This is a genomic window from Cryobacterium sp. AP27, assembly GCF_056680495.1.
The window spans coordinates 1,515,757-1,535,586 of record NZ_CM155285.1 but is presented as its reverse complement, the minus strand read 5'-3'; the positions used below and the strand labels follow the sequence as shown (position 1 = coordinate 1,535,586).

The following is a 19,830-nucleotide window of genomic DNA, read 5'->3' as shown; positions in this document are numbered from 1 at the left end:
CTACCGGAACTTCCTGCGGTAGGCATTGATTGCCAGGGCGTAGGCCGCGACGGAGATGCCGACGAGCCACGCGAGGGCAATCCAGGAGTCGCTACCGACGGGTTGTTGAGTGAAGAGCGCTCGGATGACGTTGACGATTGACGTGACGGGTTGATTGTCGGCGAACCAGGCAACCGGGCCGGGCATCGTGTCCGTGGGCACAAATGCGGAGCTGATGAACGGAAGGAAGATCAGCGGGTAGCTGAAGGCGCTGGCACCGTCGACACTCTTAGCCGATAGGCCGGCGATGACGGCGACCCAGGTGAGTGCGAGGGTGAACAGGATCACAATGCCGGCGGTGGCGAGCCAAGAGGTCGCAGGTGCAGCTGTGCGGAAACCCATGATGAACGCGACACTGATGACGACTGCGACCGACACCAGGTTTGCCGCGAGGGAGGTCAGGACGTGTGCCCAGAGCATGCTTGATCTCGCGATCGGCATGGATTGGAAGCGCTCGAAGATGCCGCTCTGTAGGTCTAGGAACAGCCGGTAGGCCGTATATGCGATACCCGACGCGACTGTGATGAGGAGAATTCCCGGGAGCATGTAGCTGAGATACGAGTCGGTGGAGCCTGTGCGGATGGCACCTCCGAGGACATAAACGAACAGCAGCATCAGCGCGACAGGGGTGACCACCGTCGTAATAATCGTGTCTGGGCTCCGCACGATATGGCGAAGCGACCGGCCGGTGAGGATGCCAGTGTCGCTGAGGATGTTGGTGCTCATCAGGATTCCTTTCTCGGTTCGTCACCGATGAGGGCAAGGAAGACGTCCTCGAGTGAGGGTTGTTTCTGGACGTATTCCATCGTTGCCTCGGGGAGGAGTTGTCGGAGTTCTGCGAGGGTTCCGTTTTGGATGATCGTGCCCTCATGAAGGATCGCGATGCGGTCGGCGAGGTATTCGGCTTCATCGAGGTACTGCGTGGTGAGCAGGACTGTGGTGCCGCCTTTCGCGAGTTGCTTGACCGTTTGCCATACCTCCACGCGCGACTGAGGGTCGAGCCCCGTCGTCGGTTCGTCTAGGAAGATGATGGGAGGGTTGCCGATGAGGCTCATGGCGATGTCGAGTCGGCGTCGCATGCCACCTGAGTAGGTTGATGATGCTCGATTGCCCGCGTCGGTCAGAGCGAAGCGGGCAAGTAGCTCGTCAGTGATGGCCCCTGGGCTTTTCAGGCGACGCAGCTTTGCCACGAGCACCAGGTTCTCTCTTCCAGAGAGCACCTCGTCGACCGCAGCGAATTGACCGGTGAGGCTGATTGACTCGCGTACGTTACTGCCCTGCGTAGCAACGTCGAACTGATTCACCGTCGCCGAGCCCGCATCGGCTTTGAGAAGCGTCGACAGGATGCGCACCAGCGTGGTCTTACCAGCTCCGTTGGAGCCCAACAGCGCGAGGATGCTTCCCGCTTTGACGTCTAAGTCGACCCCGCGGAGCACGTGCACGTTTTTGAACGACTTTTCTACGCCGCGAACGCTGATAGCTGGGGTCTCGAGTACGGGGATCATTATTTGGCTTGCTCATCGATCGCGCGGTCAATCGAGTCCGCCAGGCGGGCGCGCTCTTTGCGGATCCAGCTGCCACCGGCGTAATTATCGAGGAACGTTTCCGCGAACTCCGCAGGGTCGTCTCCGACCAGCAAGCGAATCGGCGTAGCATCGGCCGCGCTCTGTTCAAGCAGATCGGCTAGATCACCAAGCATGGTGACGAGGGCTTTACCGTCGTCGCTTGGGCCCATGTACATCAGATACCGCTCGAGGGCCTTCGCCGCCTCCCGGTATCCCGCGGGAAGCTTCTTCACCCGGGCCTTGTACTCCAGATAACTCTTCTTATCGCCGAGATCTCCGACGAGCTTGTCGATCCACATGGTCACTTACCTTCCTGGCGGAGCCGTTCCAGTCGTTCTGTGAGGAAGCTCCAAGTCCTCCAGAAGTCGTCGAGGTAGTCGACGCCGGATGTGTTGAGCGAATAGACCTTGCGGGGCGGACCCTTTTCCGACGGCACTTTCGACACGTCGACGAAACCGCGCTGTTCGATCCGAACAAGCAGCGCATAAACGGTGCCTTCAGCGATTTCGGTGAAGCCCTGGTCGCGCAGTCGCGCTGTGATCTCGTAGCCGTAGGTGGGCTGCGCTCCCAGCAGAGCGAGCACGATGCCTTCCAGGGTGCCTTTGAGCATCTCTGTCATCTGTTTCGCCATGAAGCCCCTATTTGCTACTCGGTGGTGCTGACTACCACTAGATAGTAACACCGAATAGCGCATGTGCAAGAAGCAAAACCGCCGATCGGACCCAGTCGCAGGAGCAGGCGATCAGTGAGGTTCACGACATAGCAACGACGAAGCGATCAAGGGCCGCTCATCGGCGCATGGCTGCGGGACGAGTCGCGTCCGATCGAACACGAGGAGCCGCGAACCGAGGCCGCGCCGTCGCAAAACCCTATGGAAACGAGACGTCGCACCCTCCTTCTGCCGCGATTGTGTTGATGTCATTTTCCGTTCACGTCTGCACAGGATGCCGCATGTTTCCGGGGTTGTGCAGGCGAGTGTTGAGCGATGGCTTTTCAATACTCCTCTGCCCTAAAATCGTTTTTGCTTAGTACTCCTCTGCACAACAGGGAGGTAACGGGGTGGACGCAAGACGTGAGCGCATTGGAGTGTTTGGCGCGGTGACGATGCCGGATGCGCTGTGCATCTTCGCTCCGTGGGGATCTGGCAAGACGCCGCTTCTGCGAGCGATACCCAGAGTTTCAAGGAGTTCGGTCGCGGGCTGCACCTCCGGGTCGAGGACCCCTGCCCCGCGTGCGGCCTGGTGTGCCGTCAGGAGGTCTGTCTCTACCGCGCTGCCGCCGGCGACCGCATCGCCTCCGGAGAGCTCACCGGTGCCTCGAGAGTGGAGGCGCGTCAGGATTTCCGTGCCGAGTCACCACGCAGGACCAATGTCTGGCAGGTGGCCCAGGACGGCGGCTATGCCCTCATCGCGCTGCAGCCAGTACTCGGTGGACCTACGACCGCCGATGGGGGCTCGCGGCGGGCCAGCCTGCGCTTCGCCCAGCAGACGCTCCACTCCGAGCGGCGAATCCGCCCACGAAACGCGCTCATCGCAATGGGCGAGGTTCTCCAAGGGGCCACTGGTGTCGCGGGATGAGCTCAGCAAGGCCTCGTGGGACGTCGGCGATCAGCTGTCGGCCGGCGCCTTCCTCCTGTCGGACGCAGGTCAGGCCAGCCTGGCCGCGGCCCGATGAAGAAGGCAAAGACCGTCAGTGAGGTGGAGGACCGTGCCGGTGGATGATCCTCCGTCGGGCCAGGGACAACCGCAGAACCCCACGCGACCGACGACCCCTCGGGCGGACCCTCCGTCGAGCGCCGCGGGAGCGCCGCCTCGCGCGATCGCTTCCCCACGTCGCCAATTTGGTGACGACCATCGTCGACGGGCGTGGGCGGGACGAGTACTCCGATGGCTGCGCGTTCTTTCCAAGAGTTCGGTGCGGTGGGCGATCGCGGCCGTCAGCATCGTGACGTTGGCCTTGGTGGGCTGGAACCTCGGCACGGCCGCGACCGACCGCCCGCACACGCCGCTAGGTAATGAACGCGACGGCATCTACGCCTGGGTGACGGATCCAGAGTCTGACCTGAGCAGCCTGTGCGGGCGAGCTCAGCTGCGAGGGACTCCCTACGCACAGTGGTCGGACGAGGCTGCGGGAGAGCGGGTCTCGCACGCACCGTCTATGGTTGTGGGCACACCCACATTGAGCGCGTACTTCGACGATAAGGCCTACCACGAGCCGCGTAGCGCGATCATCACGACGACTCTGTACGGTGGAGATACAGAAGTGCTTGAGTCTCAATTCCCCACTGTCATAAGGCCCGGGTTGGGATCCAAGGGGGACGTCAGCAACGAGGAGGACGGGTCGGGGTATGCCGTCGGACCGTCCGTGACCTGGCGCACCAACTGGTCAGCCGAGGAAATGCGGTCACGGAATCATCGCTTCCCTAATGTCACCCACACCTCCGCCACGGCGCGCTGGTCTGATGCAGCGGCAATGGCACAGGCACAGCAGTGGCTGCTGCTGTCCGGCGTCTTCCTCGGCATCGTGGGTTCCGTTGTCGTCGAGGGGCTCTTCTCATGGGCGGCGCGTCGGTCGCAACCCGAGCGCCCTGGTCCCGCAGTCGCGCCTCCTCGCGACGGCGTCTACGAGTAGCCGCACCGTGACCCACCGAGCAGGTCACTCCAAGGCTTAGGTGTTCTCCCCGCTGACGTTGTGAACGCGGTCGATGGGTGATTTGCCGCCGATGCCGGTATGGGGCGTGTGGTGATTGTTGCTATGAATCCAGTCTTGGTAAGTTGCACCCACCCGTCCTCGACGACAAGTGCGACGAGTTCGCGGCGCCCCGCCCGGGTACTTTCCGAAGTTGCGTCTGTCGCCGAGTTGGATGGGAGCGACATCGAGGCCAGGATTTTGGCGCTCCTCGACGTGCCTTCGGGCGTATTTGAGGAACTAGCCCCGCCTTCCGTGGTCGTTGCCGATGGAAACGTGGGTGTGGCGATGGGGAACACACCGCGTAACTGTGTTCTCGTTGCCCGTGTCGATGGCGTCGTGTCACGGGTGATGCCGGCGCCCGTGCGGCTTGAGCCCGGAGAACTCGGCTGCCGGCCCGAAACCGCACTCATGGATCCGGAGTATTTGGGATCACCGCATTGATCTGCCCCCGCAGCCGACAGGATGCAAGGGCCGGTGCAGCCACTCGCTGCATAGCTCCGGCCCGGAGAACGTTCCCATCTGACGCACAATCGGCGAACTCTGTCGTCGGGAGGATTAGGCCCATATCTGTCGCGCTGGCCGTCCGGCTTGCGGGCGGGACCAGAACGAGGCGCAGGGTTCTGGGCCGACCGCGCCCGCCTTCGAGAAGTAGTGTGGAACGCATGATGCCTGCGTTGCCGATCCTCATCTCCGCGACATCGCCCACCTCCACTGAAGCCACGGATGTGTCGTTTCGGTACTACGAGGACATTGTGGGTCGGTACCACGGACGTCCCGCGTCCCGGCAGGAGATTCTGGCTGCCCAGGACGGGTACCCCAGTGATGACCTCCTCGAACCATTGGGGATCCTCCTACTCGCCCGCCAGGGACCCGCGGTTCTCGGGTGCGCGGGAATGCGGGTTCGCCCCGGTGAGATCGGCGAGGTGACCAGGGTCTTCGTGGAACCGGCGGCACGGGGCAAGGGCGTGGGACGGCTTCTCATGGAGGAGCTTGAACGCATATCCCGCGAACTGGGAGTCGATGCGTTGCGTCTGGACACGCGAACCGACCTCATCGAGGCACGGAGCCTGTACGCGTCCTTGGGCTTCATCGAGGGGCAAGCGCACAACACGGACCCCTACGCGAACCACTGGTTCCGAAAGGAAATACGGTGAACTCATGACGGCCAGAGACAGCACGCCGAGTCCCGGCCTGGTCCCGGAACTCCTTGTCACCTCTCTCGCGGAGAGCCTGGATTTCTGGTGCCGTCTCTGCGGGTTTGACGTGCTCTACGAGCGCCCCGACGAGGGTTTTGCGTACATCACCAGTGGCACGGCGCACATCATGCTCGAACAAACGGGCGTGGGACGAAACTGGATGCCTGCGGCGTTGGAGCCGCCTTTGGGCCGCGGCATCAATTTCCAGGTCTCGGTGGCGTCGATTGACCCGCTCGTCTGTGCTCTCCGCGGTGCCAGCCGGACGCTGTTCATGGAGCCGGAAACGAAGTGGTACCGGACAGGCACGACCGAGGCTGGCGTGGTTCAGTTTCTCGTACAAGACCCTGATGGGTACTTGATCCGATTCCAGGCGTCGCTGGGCCGAAGGCCTGTCAACCACGTCGCATAACGGGTTGGGCTCGCGGGCGAAGCAGTGGGACCTTTCAGTTGCCTGAACTGCCCGCGTCGGGCAATCGTCGCTGGCTCGCAGCTTGACGTTGCCCGAGCATCCAGCCGGCACCGAATGCGAGCACAGCCAGACCGACAATGAACAGCCCGATCCCGATCTGACTCCGTGGCGAGAGTTGTAGGCCTATTGGCGAGAACGTCGTGTTGCTGAGCGGCGCGTAGGCGAACCAGCCGAAGCTTGCTTGGTCACTCGGCACGAGAAGGAGCACGAGTCCGATGACGGCAGCCGCGGCGCCGAGGACGACTATGGAAACGCTCACCGGGCGTGAGGGGTCTGAGTTGAAAACTCCGCCTTGGCCAGCTTGTGTCTCGCCCATGTGGCCAATGCTAGATGACCCACCGGTTCCAGGATATGACAAAGCCCACAGAGGGTTGGTTGTTGAGACCCTATACGGGTATCTCTGTAGGGTGTGGTCATGGTGCAACGCTGCACGTACCTTGCTTGTCGTCCCTGCCGATTTGGTTGACACGCTCAAAGGGTGGAAGCCTCTCTGGCACAACCAGAGCGCGCTGCGTGATGAGTACGTCTCCTTTGTTGGCGCCTCTCCTGGGGCTGCGCTGGACCGCGACGGGGGTGCCGAGCACGTTACTGCGAGCTGTTTCGTCTTCACCCCCAATCTCGAGCAGGTTCTGCTGTGCTTCCACAAGAAGGGTCAGTTCTGGGTTCAGCTCGGCGGCCACGTCGAGGCAACGGACATATCAGTTGCCTCGGCGGCCCTCCGCGAGGCCCGTGAGGAAGGCGGCATCAACGACATCAGCCCGGTCGGCGCCATCCTCGATGTCGACCGACACGCCCTGGGTGGTGGCTTCACTCATTGCAGGGTTCATTGGGACATCGGCTTCGGCGCGATCGCGAGGACAGACCCGGCCCCGTCGACCAGCGCGGAGAGCGAGGATGTTGCGTGGTGGCCAGTTACAGAATTGCCCGATAACGTGCCTGCGAACTTTGGGCACCGCATACGAAGGATTCTTGACGAAATCAGACATCAAAGTGATGTCGCATAGCCGACGTTCGCGGCAACTACTGCTTTCGCTGGACTTCATGATGCGCGGGCTCGTGCACAGACCCTACCCGCGAATGTCACCCACTAGCTGATCGCAAAACTGCCGCGACGCACCGAAGGAAAGATCCAGAGCCAGAAGCTCCTCGTCCCGCTGATGGTTCCCCTGTGACACCGCAGGTCGGCCCGCCGCTTCCTCCACTACTCGTTCTCGATCTGCGTCGCTCAACGTCCGGCCTGTGGGACGGCAGATTTCACGACTGAGAGCACTGGCTCCGTGCAGGCCTTCGTCGATCAGAATTCGTAGATCGTGACGAGTTCATCCGACAGCAGCACGGTGTGCGGAAGATCGCGCAGTGCCTCGGCGTCAACCGAGATTCCCCTCAGCTGCGCGGCCTCCGCATATGCTTCCCACGGAAATGAATCGGGTTTCGCAGCGTCATCGCCACGCACCAGGTTGAGAACTTCTGCGATCACGTCGGCTGCGGAGCGTTTCCAGGAGACAGGCCGGACGTTCCCATGCTTGGACGAGGCCACTCCACGATCCATGTCGAGACGAATCATCGATTCGTCGGATAGGCGCAAATACTGGGTCATCGTCATCGTCATGGTCATGGTTGGCCTGACGTTTTCCGGAACCGGATCACCGAGTTCGCAGATGATGACCAGACCGGTCACTGACAGGCTGGAAATGTCGAGCGGCAGACGCTGAGCGCGCTCAATACCCACCGATCCTCGTTGCATCGGTACGCATCGACCCCGCTCATCGCTATCCGTCATGCTGGCAGCCTAGGTCCTTCGCTGTTCCCGGGCGACGCAACTGGCGAGCCACCCTGCGACCCGTCAATGCGACGTTGACCTGTTCCGCTCACCGTTTGTCACCCGAGCGAATGCTGGCGAACGACCGAGTTGGCCCCGAGGAACATCAGCAAAGCGACGCCGATGATCAGGGCAACGAGCCCTCCAGCGATGAGTCCGAGCATCGCCGGGGTCGAGTACCCCATCAGGCTCAGAGCGATGAATGCTGACGCTACGAGCACGACGAACGCGAGCAGGAAGCCGACGATCGCTCGTAACCATCCATAGGAGGACGAGCCGAATCCGTGGTCGCGCACCAAGACGACCAGTCGCAGGCCGATGACGGCAACAGCCTGCCAGCAGGCAATGGCGACGACGCCCCAAATGACGGCCGGAACGGCGAGCCGAGCGACCTCCGGGAATACCGCTACCACGCCCACTACCGCAGACGGGAGAACCCACACCTGCACAAACAAGCACGCGAGCAGCACAACGACGAGGACCGCCGTCAGCGCGAATGACATTCCGCGTCGCATCTGAAACCTCCCACCTCGGTTCAGGTTGATAAGAAAGTACCCGACCTCCATCACACTATCGACATCGGCATGGACCCTGAAAGACGTCATATCTATCGGCACGGACCACCGGACTCTCGCGCTTTCCGACCACGAACGCCGGACGACCTTGCCGGAGGGATCACTGTCCGACCCACCTGCGGCTCACGTTTATGTGTCCGCTGACCATTGAATTCGCGTTCCCTCGGCGGACACTTCGTTAAGCGGGAATGGGTATCCAATCACCGGGCTGCGGCGACGTGGTAGTCGAGGTTTCGTGCCGTGCGCACCGGCGTGCCACGCCACCTTTCACGTGGCCGTCGCGGGCCTCCCGGCGGTCGCGCTAGGCTCGGGTCATGTTCTCCGCTCGTGATTGATGTGGTCGCGCCTTTTCTCGGCAGCTTGACCCGTCTTTCACTGCGCCCGTTTGCGCCTTTCAGCTTGGAGCTTTCCCATGCCTTCCGCCCGGAATGCACGTTATGTCGACGTGCTCAAATTGCCTCATGTTCCGCGGACTTTCCTGGGCGCACTGGTCGGACGCTCGGCGTATGCCCTCGTGATCCTGCCTCTCCTCTTCGCTGTACAAGCCACTACCGGATCCATCGCAACCGCGGGGATCGCCGTCGCCGCGTACGGCGTCACTGCCTCATTTCTGGCGCCCTTGCGCGCGCAACTCATCGATCGGCACGGACGCCGACCGGTACTGCTCCTCCTTTCGGTGGCCTTCGGCGGGGTTCTCATGGCACTGGCGGTGGGTGCTTTCGCTGCGTGGTCGGGCGTCACGATGGTGGTCTTGGCCGGGCTCGCGGGTTCCGTGGCTCCGCCGTTGGGGCCGGCGATGCGCGTCGCGTGGTCCGAGCTGGCCCGGGAGCCTGCCCTGCTGCGGAAGGCGCTCAGCTTCGACTCCGTCGTGGAGGAGGTCCTCTATCTGGTGGGCCCGGCTGCCGCGGGTCTTGCGCTCGTGGTCATCGAGCCCGGCCTGGTCTTGCTGGTCCCTGCGGTGCTGGTCGTCCTCGGCACGGGACTGTTTGTGTCATCCCCGGCCATCCGGAATACACCGCATCGTCAGAATGCAGCCGAATCGACGTCTGCGCCCTCCGCCGTTCACGGCCGCGCGTTGCTCGGGAACACGCATTTCCTCGGGCTTCTGCTGCCGGCTCTGGTTGCGGGACTGGTGTCGGGCAACCTGACTATTGCGATTCCTGCCGCTTTTCCGGGCACCGAGGGTGCCGGCGCAGCCGGGATCGTGCTCGGTCTGTTCGCCGGTGGGAGTGCCGTGGGTGGGCTGATTTTTGGTGCGCTGCGGGTACCGGGGCGCGCACGCTTTCAGGTCATCGTCATCGCCGTTATCCTCGTGGTCCTACAGTCGGCTGTCGGCCTGACAGGCAACGCCGTGTGGATGGCCTTGACGGTCGTGGCCGCTGGCGCGTTCTTTTCACCGGTGATGATCGTGGCGTATTTCGCCGCCAATGATTTCGGCGGTGAGGACCGCAAAACTGAATCGACAACGTGGGTCAATACCAGCCACAACATTGGCGCCGCGGCGGGAAGTGCACTGGCCGGAATGGTGATTCAGGTAGCCGGGGTGAACGCATCGTTCCTAGCCATCGGCGGGATCGCAGTGCTTCTTCTCGTGGCGGCATTCGTTCTGGGCTCCCGCCGGATCGAAGAACTATCGCCGCGCCTGCACAACTGATTCACGACTGGCCCAGTGACACTCAAACGTCCCTGGGCTGGTCGATTCCGGCCCGCTCAGGGTTCATCAAGGAAGCTCACTATCGCGAGGGCTGGCCGGTGACGGGCGTGCACCCGTTGGCATCAGTCGCCTTCGCGATTCTTCGTCGAGATTGGGAAACGGGCGAGACCACAAACTTCGTTTGTCGCTCGACGTTGATCCACAAGTCCCGGCCATACTGGACCTCCCACACCGGTGCCGACGTGCACACTTCGCGAGCCCACGCCCAATGAACCATGTTTGAAGGTTGTTCACACTGACGCGGGACGACCCAGAACAGCCGCGGCCCGGGAAGGGTACCGCTTTGAGATGCCGCCGACTGCCGGAGATTTCCTGAGGGTAAACGAGGTCAAAATGATGCACACGAGATGACGCCCCTCGGGTGCCCGCACTATTGGCGTCTTTCGACATTTCTTCTTGTCTGGGAGAGTAGACGAGAAGTCCTGCTGGTCATACGGCAGGGCGCAATAGCTGTTGAGCCCTGCCGGATGACCGCTACTCCGGCCGTTCACGAAAACGTTAGGTCCAGAGTCGTCATGAAGAAGACAAACCTCAGAGCTTCAGGTCTTGGAGCTGCGGCGGTGACACTCGTCCTGTTCGCCTTGGCAGGTTGCTCGGCGGCGCCGGAGCCGATGGCGGGCGGAAGCACGCCAGCCACCAGTACATCCACCCCGGCCAGCACCCCGCGTCCTGGTGAGGCCGCTATCAGCACGGATCACGTATGCGGACAAGTGTCGACCCTGGCCACTTTAGAATCAAACACGGTCCACGGCTTCGCAGCAGAGGCCGTCAGCGCAGATGAATACGTCGCTCAAATGAACATGGTCGCCACCGGCTACGAGCACGTGCTGGTCAATGACTCCGACGTCGGGGACCGCGTGGCAGACGCCGTAGCGTTCCTGAAGTCGGCTGCACCATCTGCTGACGGTGCGCGCTTAGATCATGACTCGGCCGGGTGGCAAAACGCCGTTTCTGCACTAGGACTGGCGTGTAACAGCGCCGGTTCCTCCATCGCGGTCCTTGCAGATTTCGGCGGATAGGCGAGAAGCGAAGTCCGCCGACTGCCGAATCCCGTCCAGTCGCGAGGATGGTGGGGGACATGCGCGCTGGATCAACAATTGGAATGGCACCATATGGTCGACCTGGTCCCGGGGCTGTCCAACAGTTATGGGTGAGGCAGACCGCACTCTATGTCATTAGCCGCATCGCTTCTACGTGACATCATTGAAACGTCAGACGAGACTTCTACCGTATCCACCATCGGCGCGGCGTCTTTGGCTGCCACGTACAGCGCCTCGCAAAGTTCATGTGCCTCTTGTGAAGTGCTCGCACTCAGGCTGATAACCGAAAGAGTGGCGTCCGCCACGGTCACTTTCTCCAAATCATCGTAGAACAGTGACCCTTGCGGTCCTGCCTTCAGACTGTCAATGATTTCTTGGGAACCTGGGCCGTTCAGAGCCACCTGCGGTGCACCCGGACCCGCTCGCCCTGGGCCGGGGTCCGAGACGCGAACGGTATCCCCGAGGACCTCACCATGAACCGTGTTGTGACTGTTTGCACGGCTGACTATGCGGCTGACGAACTAACAAACATCACCACTAGCGGGTGTGGGCGATGATCGCTTCGGCGATAGCCACCGTGTCGCTATTCGACTGGACCTGGTAGGCCGACTGTCCGAGTGAGAAGATCACGATGCAGAACGGTGTGTGGTCGGCGCAGCTCTGCACGGCATGCTCGCCCTCGACCGCGCCCTTCAGCGCAACCGTCTGCAGGGCCCGGCTGTCTGGCGTGGAGACCATCGTGTCGACGAGTCCGGCCAGGTCATTGCCGACCGTGACCGACGTACCTAGAAGCCCAGCGGCGATCAAGTCGACCGGGACGCCCTCGGGCTGCACGGCGCAGCTGAATACCCCGGACCGTTGCGCCACGTAGTTCTCGAAATACGTGGAGCCGACGGTCGATTGGGACCGGACTTCGTATTCGAAAGAGTCGACGCCGAGGGCCGTGGCGATGCCCTGCGACCCGAGCGCGCCGGTGCAGTCCGGTTCGCGTTCGACCAGCTCGACCGCTGGCCAAACCAACTGGCCGGGCTCAGCATCCGTCAGAGCCGTGAAAACGGATGCCGCGAGCGGCTCCATCTGCGTCAGGATCGCGTCGGGCGTCAGCCCGGAATAATATCCACCGTCCAGGGTATTCCAGCGCGTGCTCAGCACGATTTCGACCCAGTCATCGCCGACCGGTGCGCTGATGAAGCAGCCAGATTCGGTGCCGCACCCGGTCGCCGCTTCAATGCCCACGATGGTCATCGGGGTGCCGGAGGGGCCGTCGCCGAGCGCGAAGCCGTCGCCCACCACGTAAGGTGCCCAGGAGTCTGCGCCGCCGGGAACGACCTTGACGCTGACGTACGCCCAGTCGGAATCGACGGAGTCTTTCATCGGGTCGGTCACCGCGGGGCCGACCCGCCAAGAGCAGGACAGACCACCCAGAGCAGGTACGGTGTACTCGTCAAGGGACAAGGCTGGCTGGATCGCGGCTACCGGGGTCGGCGCCGTTCCGTCGGCGGTGACGAAAACGGGGGCAACGTCATCAAGGGCGACAACGTCGTTGCACGTGTAGACGCTCGCTGCCGCTGGTGTCGGTGCGAATGACGGCGACGGTTCTATCGGGGGCCCCGCAGTGCATCCGCTGAGGACCACGATGGCGAGCAAAACGGTTGGCGTGATCAGGCTGCGGCGTAACATGCGCTCAGCCTAGCAGTGGGCATTTTGCCCTTTTGACCGGCGCTTTCCTCGGCAACAGCACAGGCGAGTACGACCTTTTCCGCTGCCACGGGACACTATGGGAGACTGATGTGTGACCGAAGTCGATGGCCGAGCCGAACTCTCGGAGGATCGAACGTATCGTTATCGTCGCTCCAGAGTTTGGTCTGACGGACCGCGCGCGACGTGCGTGATGCTGAACCCGTCTACCGCAGATGAGTACTCGGATGATCCGACGCTTCGCCGGTGTATCGGATTCGCGCGGCACTGGGGCCTCGGCGGGCTCAACGTCGTGAACCTTTACGCGTTCCGGGCACCGAAGCCGGCCGACTTGTGGACGGCAACGGATCCCGTCGGTCCCGAGAACAACCGCTACCTGGAAGACGCTGCCGCGAGCGATGAGGTACTTGTCGCCGCATGGGGCGCGCACGCGAAGCAAGAGCGCGTCCAAGAGGTGCTTTCGATTCCCGGATTTGACAGGCTCACCTGCTTGCGGACGACGGAGCGAGGGTATCCGAGTCATCCGCTCTACCTGCCAAAAGAACTCTCACCGGCGCCCTGGCCCGCCTGACGGCAAGGTCTGCAGCGGCCCGTGACGCAGGCATAGGGCCAGCGATCTGAGTGCGCCTCCTCGGACTCCAGTCGGGTCACGATGACGAGAAGCATGCTGAGCCGGTAGCTGACGTCGTCAGCTCTGGCTTTCGTCTATTCCGGGGCGGAGGGGAGAACGCCGACGACGGTGCCACCGAGGTTGGCCTCGCCCATGTGGCACTCGTGGCCGTCCACGGTGACGATGCCACTGCGGGTCACCAGCTGGTCCGAGCCCTTCATTCTCGATGGGTTTGTCGGCTGGTTTGTTGATCCATGCCGTCGTCGGAATAGACAGGATCTGCCGTGCCTGGGTCGTACTGAATCGTGCAGGGAAGCGTGCGCGTGCCACGGTCTGCGTCCGTGCCACGGTTTTCGCCTCTGCGAGGCCGTAGTGGACGTCCTCCGGCGTGTTGAGGCCGATCCCCAAAAAACGATGCTCGTGGTTGTAGCCGTCGCAGTAGGCGCCGGGGGAGCCGCGCACTCCTGCCCTCGCCCCGTCAACGTGACCGAGGTCGGTCGGATGCTCACCAATAAGCAGGCCGCCCGGCCGAAGTCCCGCCGCACGTTTCTCGCCGGGGTGCATGATCGCGGATGTGCTCGGGCGCGACGGTGACCGGGCCTCCGTTAAGCAGCTCCTCACGCCTGAAGGTCTCGTAGGCCGTGGGCAACCTCGATATGCACGGCAAGAACATCAGCGTGCTCCGCCTTCCCCGGCGGCACGACGAGAATCACCCCGGCGTACGATGTCGTCCCGCAAACGCACCACGATAGCGACGGTAAAATGGCCGTGGCAATAAATCGAAAATATGCCCACGCTGCCATTCCCATCGACGACCTCATCGCCGAAGGCGAGTCGTGGAACGTAGGCACACCTCGCACGATCATCACGTCAGCGCGTGATGCTCCGTGCACTTCGGCCCCCTGTTCCTCGTCTACGTCGGGGTTCTGGGACTTGTCTTTTACAGCATGATCGTTTTGGTGGCCAGGGGACGGCATCGCTCTGCATGCCCGCGCGGCGCACCACGCCTGTTCGCGGCATGGGTGCTGATCGGAACCGGCGCGATTTTTGCCCTGCTGTGGATGAGCGAATTAATTCCAGCGACCGTTACCGGTCAGGCGCCGCCTAGTCTTGTGGCAGCCGGGCTGATCGTAAACCCCATCCATGTCATCGACCTTTCCGTGGTTCTGCCAGGCATGATAGTGATCGGTGTGCTCGCTTTGCGGGAGAATTGGGTCGGACTGGTGCTGATGGTGCCTGCGCTGGTCTTTTCTGCGTTGATGGGATCGAGCATCATCGCTGCAATGGTGCTGATCTTCGCGACCGGGGACGCCAGCGGACTGGTCCCGATGGTGATGATCGCTCTTATTGTCGGGGCCAGCCTCACAGCCGCCATCGCATACGCGCGCCCGATGCGGGACGCATAAGCCGTGAAATCCCAGCTCCCCGCGATGCTGTCCACGGGAACCGGTGCGATAGTCAATGTCGCCTCCGAAGCAGGGCCGCGTGGCAATGCCTCCGGCAACGCCTACACGGTGTCCCAGCACGCCGTCATCGGCCTGACCCGCAGCGCTGCGTTTATGTACGGACCACAGGGAATCCGCGTCAACGCGGTAGCCCCCGGCGGCGTCGCCACCGGCATCGCATGAGTAGTCTGCATATTTCGACATTCTGTGGCTCCGCAGTTCGGCCGTAGGGACGTTGTTACTGCGCTGCCTTTTCAGGACGAGCGCAGGGTGCTAGCGGTGGCGACGCTCGGACACGAGCCCGCGCACCGGATCGGCCGTGACCGGAATCGGGTCGCTGAGTGTGCCGACGAACTCGCCATCGACGACATTGATGAAGCCGAGCAGTACCCAGCAACCGTCGGTATCCCGCAGCAGCCGGGCGGCGTAGAGCTCGGTGCGCTCGAACAGCACCGAGCCGGTGAAGTCCACCTGCTCGAGCCGGGCGTCCACAGGCACGCTGTAGACCCCGCCCCGTTCGCCGGCCCCCTGGCGTTCCGGTGATAGCTCGGCGACGCCGCAGCAGAACAGCAGGATCGGCACGCCGTCGACGATCTCGAACTGGAATACCTCGAGCTGGCCGAAACCCTGGCCTGGTTGGCTGAGCGGCGACTGCACTGTCCAGTCGCGCAGGTTTTCGCTGGTGGCGTGACCGAGTACTCCGCGCACCCGCGGGTCGCCGGATGCGGCGCGGGCGGTGATCAGCATCTGCCAGGTGCTCTCGCCGGGAAACCTGAACACCCAGGGGTCGCGCCAGGCCTGGTCGTGCCAGAGCGACGGGTCGAGAGTCTCGTAGAAGGCCGGGTCCGCCTCCACGAGCGGCTCGGTGGACACCTTGGCCCAGGTGAGCAGGTCGGGGGAGGTTGCCGCACCGACCCGTTGCACGAGGGTGTCTTCGGCGCGGGACGTGCCGGTGTAAAACATCCACCAGAGTCCGTCGTCGGCCCGCACCACCGAGCCGGTCCAGGTGGTTCCGTCGTCGAACGCGGGGGAATCCGAGATGATCAGGGCGTCTTGCACGACGGTCCAGTTCGTGAGGTCGGTGCTGACGGCGTGGCCCACGATCGGATGCCGGTGCCGGCGTTCGGGATCGCCCAGGGCCTTGCTGGCGTGCAGGTAGAAGGCGTGCGTGACGCCGTCAACCTGCACATACCAGGAGTCCCAGATCCACTTATCGGGCAGTTGGAGCGACATAGAACCGGCCTAACCTTTCACACCGCTGGACGCGATGCTGTTGACGAATGAGCGTTGCATCGGGCAGCCTCGGTAGCTCATCGAATCAGTCCATGCCGCTGAAGCCGAACCACACGGTGGCCTCGCCCGGGAGGGTCCCTGCTTCCAGCGTGTGGCTGGCGAGCAGGACGTCGTCGCGGTCGACCGGGTACGGCTCAGTGCCGAAGTTGGTCACGACCTCCCAGCCGTTGGGGCGCCGGTAGCGAAGCACGTCGGCGCGGCCCGAGGGAATCCACTCCAGATGTTCCCCGGTCTGCAGGGTGCGTCGCAATGCGAGGCCACTCCGGTACAGCTCGAGGGATGAGTTGGCATCGACGCTCTGGCTCGCCACCGCGTAGTCCGCGAACCACGCTGGCTGTGGCAGGTGTGTGCCTCCGGTTCCGAAGCCGAACGCTGAGCCCGCGTCGCTTCCAGGTTCCCACGGCAGCGGGACGCGGCATCCGTCTCGGCCGAGATCGGTGCCTTCGCTGCGGAAGAATGTCGGGTCCTGCCGTTCGGCGGCCGGAATTTCGGCGACCTCGTGCAGGCCGAGCTCCTCGCCTTGGTAGAGGTAGCTCGAGCCCGGAAGGCCCAGCATGAAGAGGGTCGCGGCCCTCGCGCGCCGCTCACCGGCCGCCCGGTCAAGTGCCGGCGAGACTCCGCCGGAGAGCACCCAGTCGACGCCGTGTTTGCGTGTCGGATTCCCGTCTTCGTCTCGGGCCGGCTGGGGAAGTCCGTAGCGGGTGGCGTGCCGGACGACGTCGTGGTTCGAGAGCACCCAGGTGCTTGACGATCCTGAGGCTTCCGCGAGCGTGAGGTTGTCCCGCACCACGGCCTCGAACTGCCCCGCGTCGAAGTCGGCTTCGAGCAGGTCGAAGTTGAAGGCCTGGCCGAGGCTGTCAGAGCTGGCGTAGAGAGGCACTCGCGCCTTGTCCACCCAGGCCTCAGCCACTGCAGTGCGCGCGGGGTCGTAAGAGTTGAAGACCTGGCGCCACTCGGCGTAGACCTCATGCACGTCGTCTCGATCGACCAGCGGGTGACTGCCGTCCCGGGGGAGTGCGTCCAGCTCCGCTTGCGAGGGGAGCGGGTCGGTGAGGTCCTTGGTGAGCATGTGGGCCACGTCGATGCGGAACCCGTCCACGCCGCGGTCCGACCAGAAACGGAGCGTGGTCACGAAGTCGGCGCGCACCTCGGGGCTGGCCCAGTTGAGGTCCGGTTGCTCAACGGCGAAGCTGTGCAAGTACCACTGGCCGTTGGAGACCGGTTCCCAGGCCGAGCCGCCGAAAGCGGAGACCCAGTCGGTGGGCGGAAGCGCGCCATCCGGTCCGCTTCCTTCCCGGAATATGTAGCGTTCGCGTGCGGCTGACCCGCGACCGGAGGCGAGCGCTTCCTGGAACCAGGCGTGCTGGTCAGAGGTGTGATTGGGTACGATGTCGACCACGACCCGGATGCCGCGCGAGTGCAGGGCGTCGAGCATGGCATCGAAGTCGGACAGGGTTCCGAGCCGCGGATCGACGTCACGGTAGTCGGCGACGTCGTATCCGCCGTCGGCCAGCGCCGAGGGGTAGAACGGGCTCAGCCATACCGCGTCGATGCCCAGCCCTTGGAGGTACCCGGCCTTCGAGGTGATGCCGGGGATGTCGCCCAGACCGTCGCCGTTTGCGTCGGCGAAGCTGCGGGGGTAGATCTGGTAGACCGTTGCCTGGCGCCACCAGGGTGCTGGCTCGATCACCGGGCTCTGGTCGGGGGCTTTTGTGACGTCGACGATGCTCACTGGGTTGATTCTCCTTGGGGTAGAGGTGGTGGTGATCGGGGTTAGGTCTGTGGGAGTCAGCCCTTCACCGCACCTTGGGTGACGCCATCCATCACCCAGCGCTGGGTGAACAGAAAGACGATGATTGCGGGCGCCATTGCCATCAGGTACGAGGCGAAGGACACGTTGTAGTTATTGCTGAACTGGGTCTGGAAGATGCTCTGCACGACCGGCAGGGTCTGCAGCGCCGGGTTGGAGGTGATCAGCGACGGCATCATGAAGTCGTTCCAGGAGGCGAGGAAGGCGAAGATGCCGACCGTGGCGCTCATCGGCGCCAGCAGGGGAAAAATCAGCCGCCAGAAGGTCTGCCAGGTGGAGGCGCCGTCAATGCGGGCGCTCTCCTCGAGCTCCTTCGGAATCGAGCGCAGAAACGCGGTGAAAAGCAGGATGCTGAAGCTCAGCTGAAACATGATGTGCAAAATCGTCACGCCGAGCGGGTTATCGAGGCCGAGCAGCCCGGTCAGCTGGATCTGCGGCAGCGCGACCACAGGGAAGGGGATGAACATGGCCGCGAGCAGGTATAAGAACGAGTAGCGGAACAGCTTGCGCTCCCAGTTGCGGGAGATCGCGAACGAAGCGAGGGCGCCGAGCAGCACGGTTCCGACGACGGTTCCGGCCGTGATGAGCACCGAGACGGTGAAGGCGGCCGGAAAATTCGTTAGGTTCCAGGCCGTGACGAAGCCCTCGATGCTGAACGGTGCCGGCAGCGAGAAAGCGTTGCCGTCGACCGCCTGCGACTGGGTCTTGAACGCCATCGAGATCGTCACGTAGAGCGGAACGATCACGGTGATGGCGCACAGGACCAGCACGAGTGTTGTGGTCCAACTCGACCTGTCGCGACGGATGCGTCCGGCGCGGGCGGGCCGGCTGGCCCGGCGGACAGTGTCGCTCTGGCGTGTCACGGTGGCTTCGATGCCCTCGTTTGCGAGGGTGGGCTGCATTGACATCAGACTGCGTTCCTTCCACGCGAGATGCGGAGTTGAATCAGTGAGATGACCACGACGATGACGAAAAACATTGTTGCGTTGGCCATCTGGTAGGCGTAGTCGCCTCCGGTGAAGCCCGTGACGATGGTCATCGGGATGCTGCGGGTGGCGGTGCCCGGACCGCCGTCGGTGAGGCCGACGATCACGTCGTAGGCGTTGAGGAAGTTCTTGAAGCCGAGCAGTACGTTGATCACGACATAACCCGCAACGAGCGGCAGGGTGATGCGCAGCAGTTGTTGCCGCTTGCTCGCCCCATCGAGGCCGGCCGCCTCGTAGACCTCGCCCGGCACCGCGAGCAGTCCCGCGATGTAGATGAGCAGCGTGCCTGGGATGGCCTGCCACGCGGTGACGATCACGATGCCGACCCAGGCGAGGTCGGGATTGGCGAGGATGCTCTCACTCAGCCAGCCGATTCCGGTCGTCTGGCCGAACCCGGGGAGCGAGTTGGAGAAGAGAAAATTGAAGACGAACGCGATGATGATGCCTGACACGACCATCGGAATCACGAACACCGTGCGAAGGGCGGTCTTTAGCTTAATCTGGGCCGTCAGCCCCACCGCGAGCAAAAGCGCGATCACGTTCACGAGCACCACCGTGACGGTGGCGAAGCCGAACGTGAAGAGGTAGCTCGAGAGGATCGCGGGGTCGGAGAACATGGCGACGTAGTTGATCAGGCCGATGAACTCCCAGTCGCCGAAACCGATCGAGTTCGTGAAGCTGAAGAAGATGCCGATGATGGCTGGCACCGTGATCGCGAGGGTGAAGAGAACGAGGCTCGGCACCAGGAAGGCGTAGTAGATGCCCTCGACCTTGCGCCTCGGGCGCCGGCGGGCGGTCGCGGTCGCTTCGGTCTGAGTCGGCGCCGTAGGCGCAGTCGTCATTGTCATGGACTGTTCCTTTCGTGACATTGGTCGGCCCG

General features: G+C 63.2%; 22 protein-coding genes and 3 pseudogenes. 11 read left to right on the top strand and 14 right to left on the bottom strand.

The window, feature by feature from the left end; translation table 11 throughout:
- The 4 genes from AC1MB9_RS07305 to AC1MB9_RS07290 are packed head-to-tail and all read right to left on the bottom strand — an operon-like array spanning window position 1 to window position 2,235.
- A complete protein-coding gene (locus AC1MB9_RS07305) occupies window positions 1-765 on the bottom strand; it encodes an ABC transporter permease (RefSeq protein WP_479964358.1) in 765 nt (254 codons plus the stop codon).
- On the bottom strand, window positions 765-1,544 hold the full coding sequence (locus AC1MB9_RS07300) for an ABC transporter ATP-binding protein (protein WP_479964357.1): 780 nt from the start codon (window positions 1,542-1,544) through the stop codon (window positions 765-767). The genes AC1MB9_RS07305 and AC1MB9_RS07300 overlap by 1 nt, the downstream gene beginning before the upstream one ends.
- Window positions 1,544-1,903 (bottom strand): DUF1048 domain-containing protein, encoded by a 360-nt coding sequence (locus tag AC1MB9_RS07295; protein WP_479964595.1) that lies wholly within the window; start codon window positions 1,901-1,903, stop codon window positions 1,544-1,546. Before AC1MB9_RS07295 ends, AC1MB9_RS07300 begins: the two co-directional genes overlap by 1 nt.
- 2 nt (window positions 1,904-1,905) lie before the next feature.
- On the bottom strand, window positions 1,906-2,235 hold the full coding sequence (locus AC1MB9_RS07290) for a PadR family transcriptional regulator (protein ID WP_479964356.1): 330 nt from the start codon (window positions 2,233-2,235) through the stop codon (window positions 1,906-1,908).
- A gap of 487 nt (window positions 2,236-2,722) precedes the next feature.
- Between AC1MB9_RS07290 and AC1MB9_RS07285 the strand changes: the two genes are divergently transcribed.
- Entirely contained in the window at window positions 2,723-3,181 is a 459-nt protein-coding gene (locus AC1MB9_RS07285; protein WP_479964355.1) for a hypothetical protein, read from the top strand.
- 895 nt (window positions 3,182-4,076) lie between these two features.
- Complete coding sequence (locus tag AC1MB9_RS07280) at window positions 4,077-4,235, top strand: hypothetical protein (RefSeq protein ID WP_479964354.1); 159 nt, start codon at window positions 4,077-4,079, stop codon at window positions 4,233-4,235.
- A 36-nt stretch (window positions 4,236-4,271) separates the two neighbouring features.
- Here the strand turns inward: AC1MB9_RS07280 and AC1MB9_RS07275 are convergent.
- Window positions 4,272-4,382 (bottom strand): annotated as a pseudogene (locus tag AC1MB9_RS07275) (IS481 family transposase); the annotation flags it as partial.
- Between the two features lie 575 nt (window positions 4,383-4,957).
- Between AC1MB9_RS07275 and AC1MB9_RS07270 the strand changes: the two are divergent.
- Together AC1MB9_RS07270 and AC1MB9_RS07265 are read left to right on the top strand one after the other, a co-directional pair.
- A complete protein-coding gene (locus AC1MB9_RS07270) occupies window positions 4,958-5,449 on the top strand; it encodes a GNAT family N-acetyltransferase (protein WP_479964353.1) in 492 nt (163 codons plus the stop codon).
- 4 nt (window positions 5,450-5,453) lie between these two features.
- A complete protein-coding gene (locus tag AC1MB9_RS07265; protein WP_479964352.1) occupies window positions 5,454-5,900 on the top strand; it encodes a bleomycin resistance protein in 447 nt (148 codons plus the stop codon).
- Window positions 5,901-5,934: 34 nt separating this feature from the next.
- Here the strand turns inward: AC1MB9_RS07265 and AC1MB9_RS07260 are convergent, their stop codons facing one another.
- The gene (locus tag AC1MB9_RS07260) at window positions 5,935-6,219 is read right to left on the bottom strand and encodes a hypothetical protein (RefSeq protein ID WP_479964351.1); all 285 of its coding nucleotides are present in this window, start codon (window positions 6,217-6,219) and stop codon (window positions 5,935-5,937) included.
- 199 nt (window positions 6,220-6,418) lie between these two features.
- On the opposite strand from AC1MB9_RS07260, the gene AC1MB9_RS07255 reads away from it, so the two are divergent.
- A complete protein-coding gene (locus AC1MB9_RS07255; RefSeq protein WP_479964350.1) occupies window positions 6,419-6,964 on the top strand; it encodes an NUDIX hydrolase in 546 nt (181 codons plus the stop codon).
- 290 nt (window positions 6,965-7,254) lie between these two features.
- Here the strand turns inward: AC1MB9_RS07255 and AC1MB9_RS07250 are convergent, their stop codons facing one another.
- Both AC1MB9_RS07250 and AC1MB9_RS07245 read right to left on the bottom strand, forming a co-directional pair.
- Complete coding sequence (locus AC1MB9_RS07250; protein WP_479964349.1) at window positions 7,255-7,740, bottom strand: hypothetical protein; 486 nt, start codon at window positions 7,738-7,740, stop codon at window positions 7,255-7,257.
- A gap of 98 nt (window positions 7,741-7,838) precedes the next feature.
- The gene (locus AC1MB9_RS07245) at window positions 7,839-8,294 is read right to left on the bottom strand and encodes a DUF2975 domain-containing protein (protein WP_479964348.1); all 456 of its coding nucleotides are present in this window, start codon (window positions 8,292-8,294) and stop codon (window positions 7,839-7,841) included.
- A gap of 472 nt (window positions 8,295-8,766) precedes the next feature.
- Between AC1MB9_RS07245 and AC1MB9_RS07240 the strand changes: the two genes are divergently transcribed.
- From AC1MB9_RS07240 to AC1MB9_RS07230, 3 genes and pseudogenes are all read left to right on the top strand, one after another.
- On the top strand, window positions 8,767-10,008 hold the full coding sequence (locus AC1MB9_RS07240) for an MFS transporter (protein ID WP_479964347.1): 1,242 nt from the start codon (window positions 8,767-8,769) through the stop codon (window positions 10,006-10,008).
- Window positions 10,009-10,061: 53 nt separating this feature from the next.
- A pseudogene (locus tag AC1MB9_RS07235) lies at window positions 10,062-10,181 on the top strand (GNAT family N-acetyltransferase); the annotation flags it as partial.
- A gap of 402 nt (window positions 10,182-10,583) precedes the next feature.
- Window positions 10,584-11,087, top strand: coding sequence for a hypothetical protein (locus AC1MB9_RS07230; protein WP_479964346.1), 504 nt, complete (start codon window positions 10,584-10,586; stop codon window positions 11,085-11,087).
- Window positions 11,088-11,645: 558 nt separating this feature from the next.
- Here AC1MB9_RS07230 and AC1MB9_RS07225 read toward each other — a convergent pair.
- Entirely contained in the window at window positions 11,646-12,788 is a 1,143-nt protein-coding gene (locus AC1MB9_RS07225; protein ID WP_479964345.1) for a hypothetical protein, read from the bottom strand.
- 112 nt (window positions 12,789-12,900) lie between these two features.
- On the opposite strand from AC1MB9_RS07225, the gene AC1MB9_RS07220 reads away from it, so the two are divergent.
- Entirely contained in the window at window positions 12,901-13,377 is a 477-nt protein-coding gene (locus AC1MB9_RS07220; RefSeq protein WP_479964344.1) for a DUF1643 domain-containing protein, read from the top strand.
- A gap of 134 nt (window positions 13,378-13,511) precedes the next feature.
- Here the strand turns inward: AC1MB9_RS07220 and AC1MB9_RS07215 are convergent, their stop codons facing one another.
- Entirely contained in the window at window positions 13,512-13,637 is a 126-nt protein-coding gene (locus AC1MB9_RS07215) for a hypothetical protein (protein WP_479964343.1), read from the bottom strand.
- Window positions 13,638-14,303: 666 nt separating this feature from the next.
- Here AC1MB9_RS07215 and AC1MB9_RS07210 point away from each other — a divergent pair.
- Entirely contained in the window at window positions 14,304-14,822 is a 519-nt protein-coding gene (locus tag AC1MB9_RS07210; RefSeq protein WP_479964342.1) for a hypothetical protein, read from the top strand.
- A 15-nt stretch (window positions 14,823-14,837) separates the two neighbouring features.
- Window positions 14,838-15,038: pseudogene (locus tag AC1MB9_RS07205) on the top strand (SDR family NAD(P)-dependent oxidoreductase); the annotation flags it as partial.
- A 96-nt stretch (window positions 15,039-15,134) separates the two neighbouring features.
- Here AC1MB9_RS07205 and AC1MB9_RS07200 read toward each other — a convergent pair.
- The 4 genes from AC1MB9_RS07200 to AC1MB9_RS07185 all read right to left on the bottom strand — a co-directional run bounded on the left by AC1MB9_RS07200 (window position 15,135) and on the right by AC1MB9_RS07185 (window position 19,798).
- The gene (locus AC1MB9_RS07200) at window positions 15,135-16,094 is read right to left on the bottom strand and encodes a glycosyl hydrolase family 32 (RefSeq protein ID WP_479964341.1); all 960 of its coding nucleotides are present in this window, start codon (window positions 16,092-16,094) and stop codon (window positions 15,135-15,137) included.
- An 85-nt stretch (window positions 16,095-16,179) separates the two neighbouring features.
- A complete protein-coding gene (locus AC1MB9_RS07195; protein ID WP_479964340.1) occupies window positions 16,180-17,886 on the bottom strand; it encodes a glycoside hydrolase family 13 protein in 1,707 nt (568 codons plus the stop codon).
- Between the two features lie 56 nt (window positions 17,887-17,942).
- Complete coding sequence (locus AC1MB9_RS07190; RefSeq protein ID WP_479964339.1) at window positions 17,943-18,872, bottom strand: carbohydrate ABC transporter permease; 930 nt, start codon at window positions 18,870-18,872, stop codon at window positions 17,943-17,945.
- Window positions 18,872-19,798: a carbohydrate ABC transporter permease gene (locus AC1MB9_RS07185; RefSeq protein WP_479964338.1), complete on the bottom strand. Its 927-nt coding sequence runs from the start codon at window positions 19,796-19,798 to the stop codon at window positions 18,872-18,874. The genes AC1MB9_RS07190 and AC1MB9_RS07185 overlap by 1 nt, the downstream gene beginning before the upstream one ends.
- Window positions 19,799-19,830 lie beyond the last annotated feature (32 nt).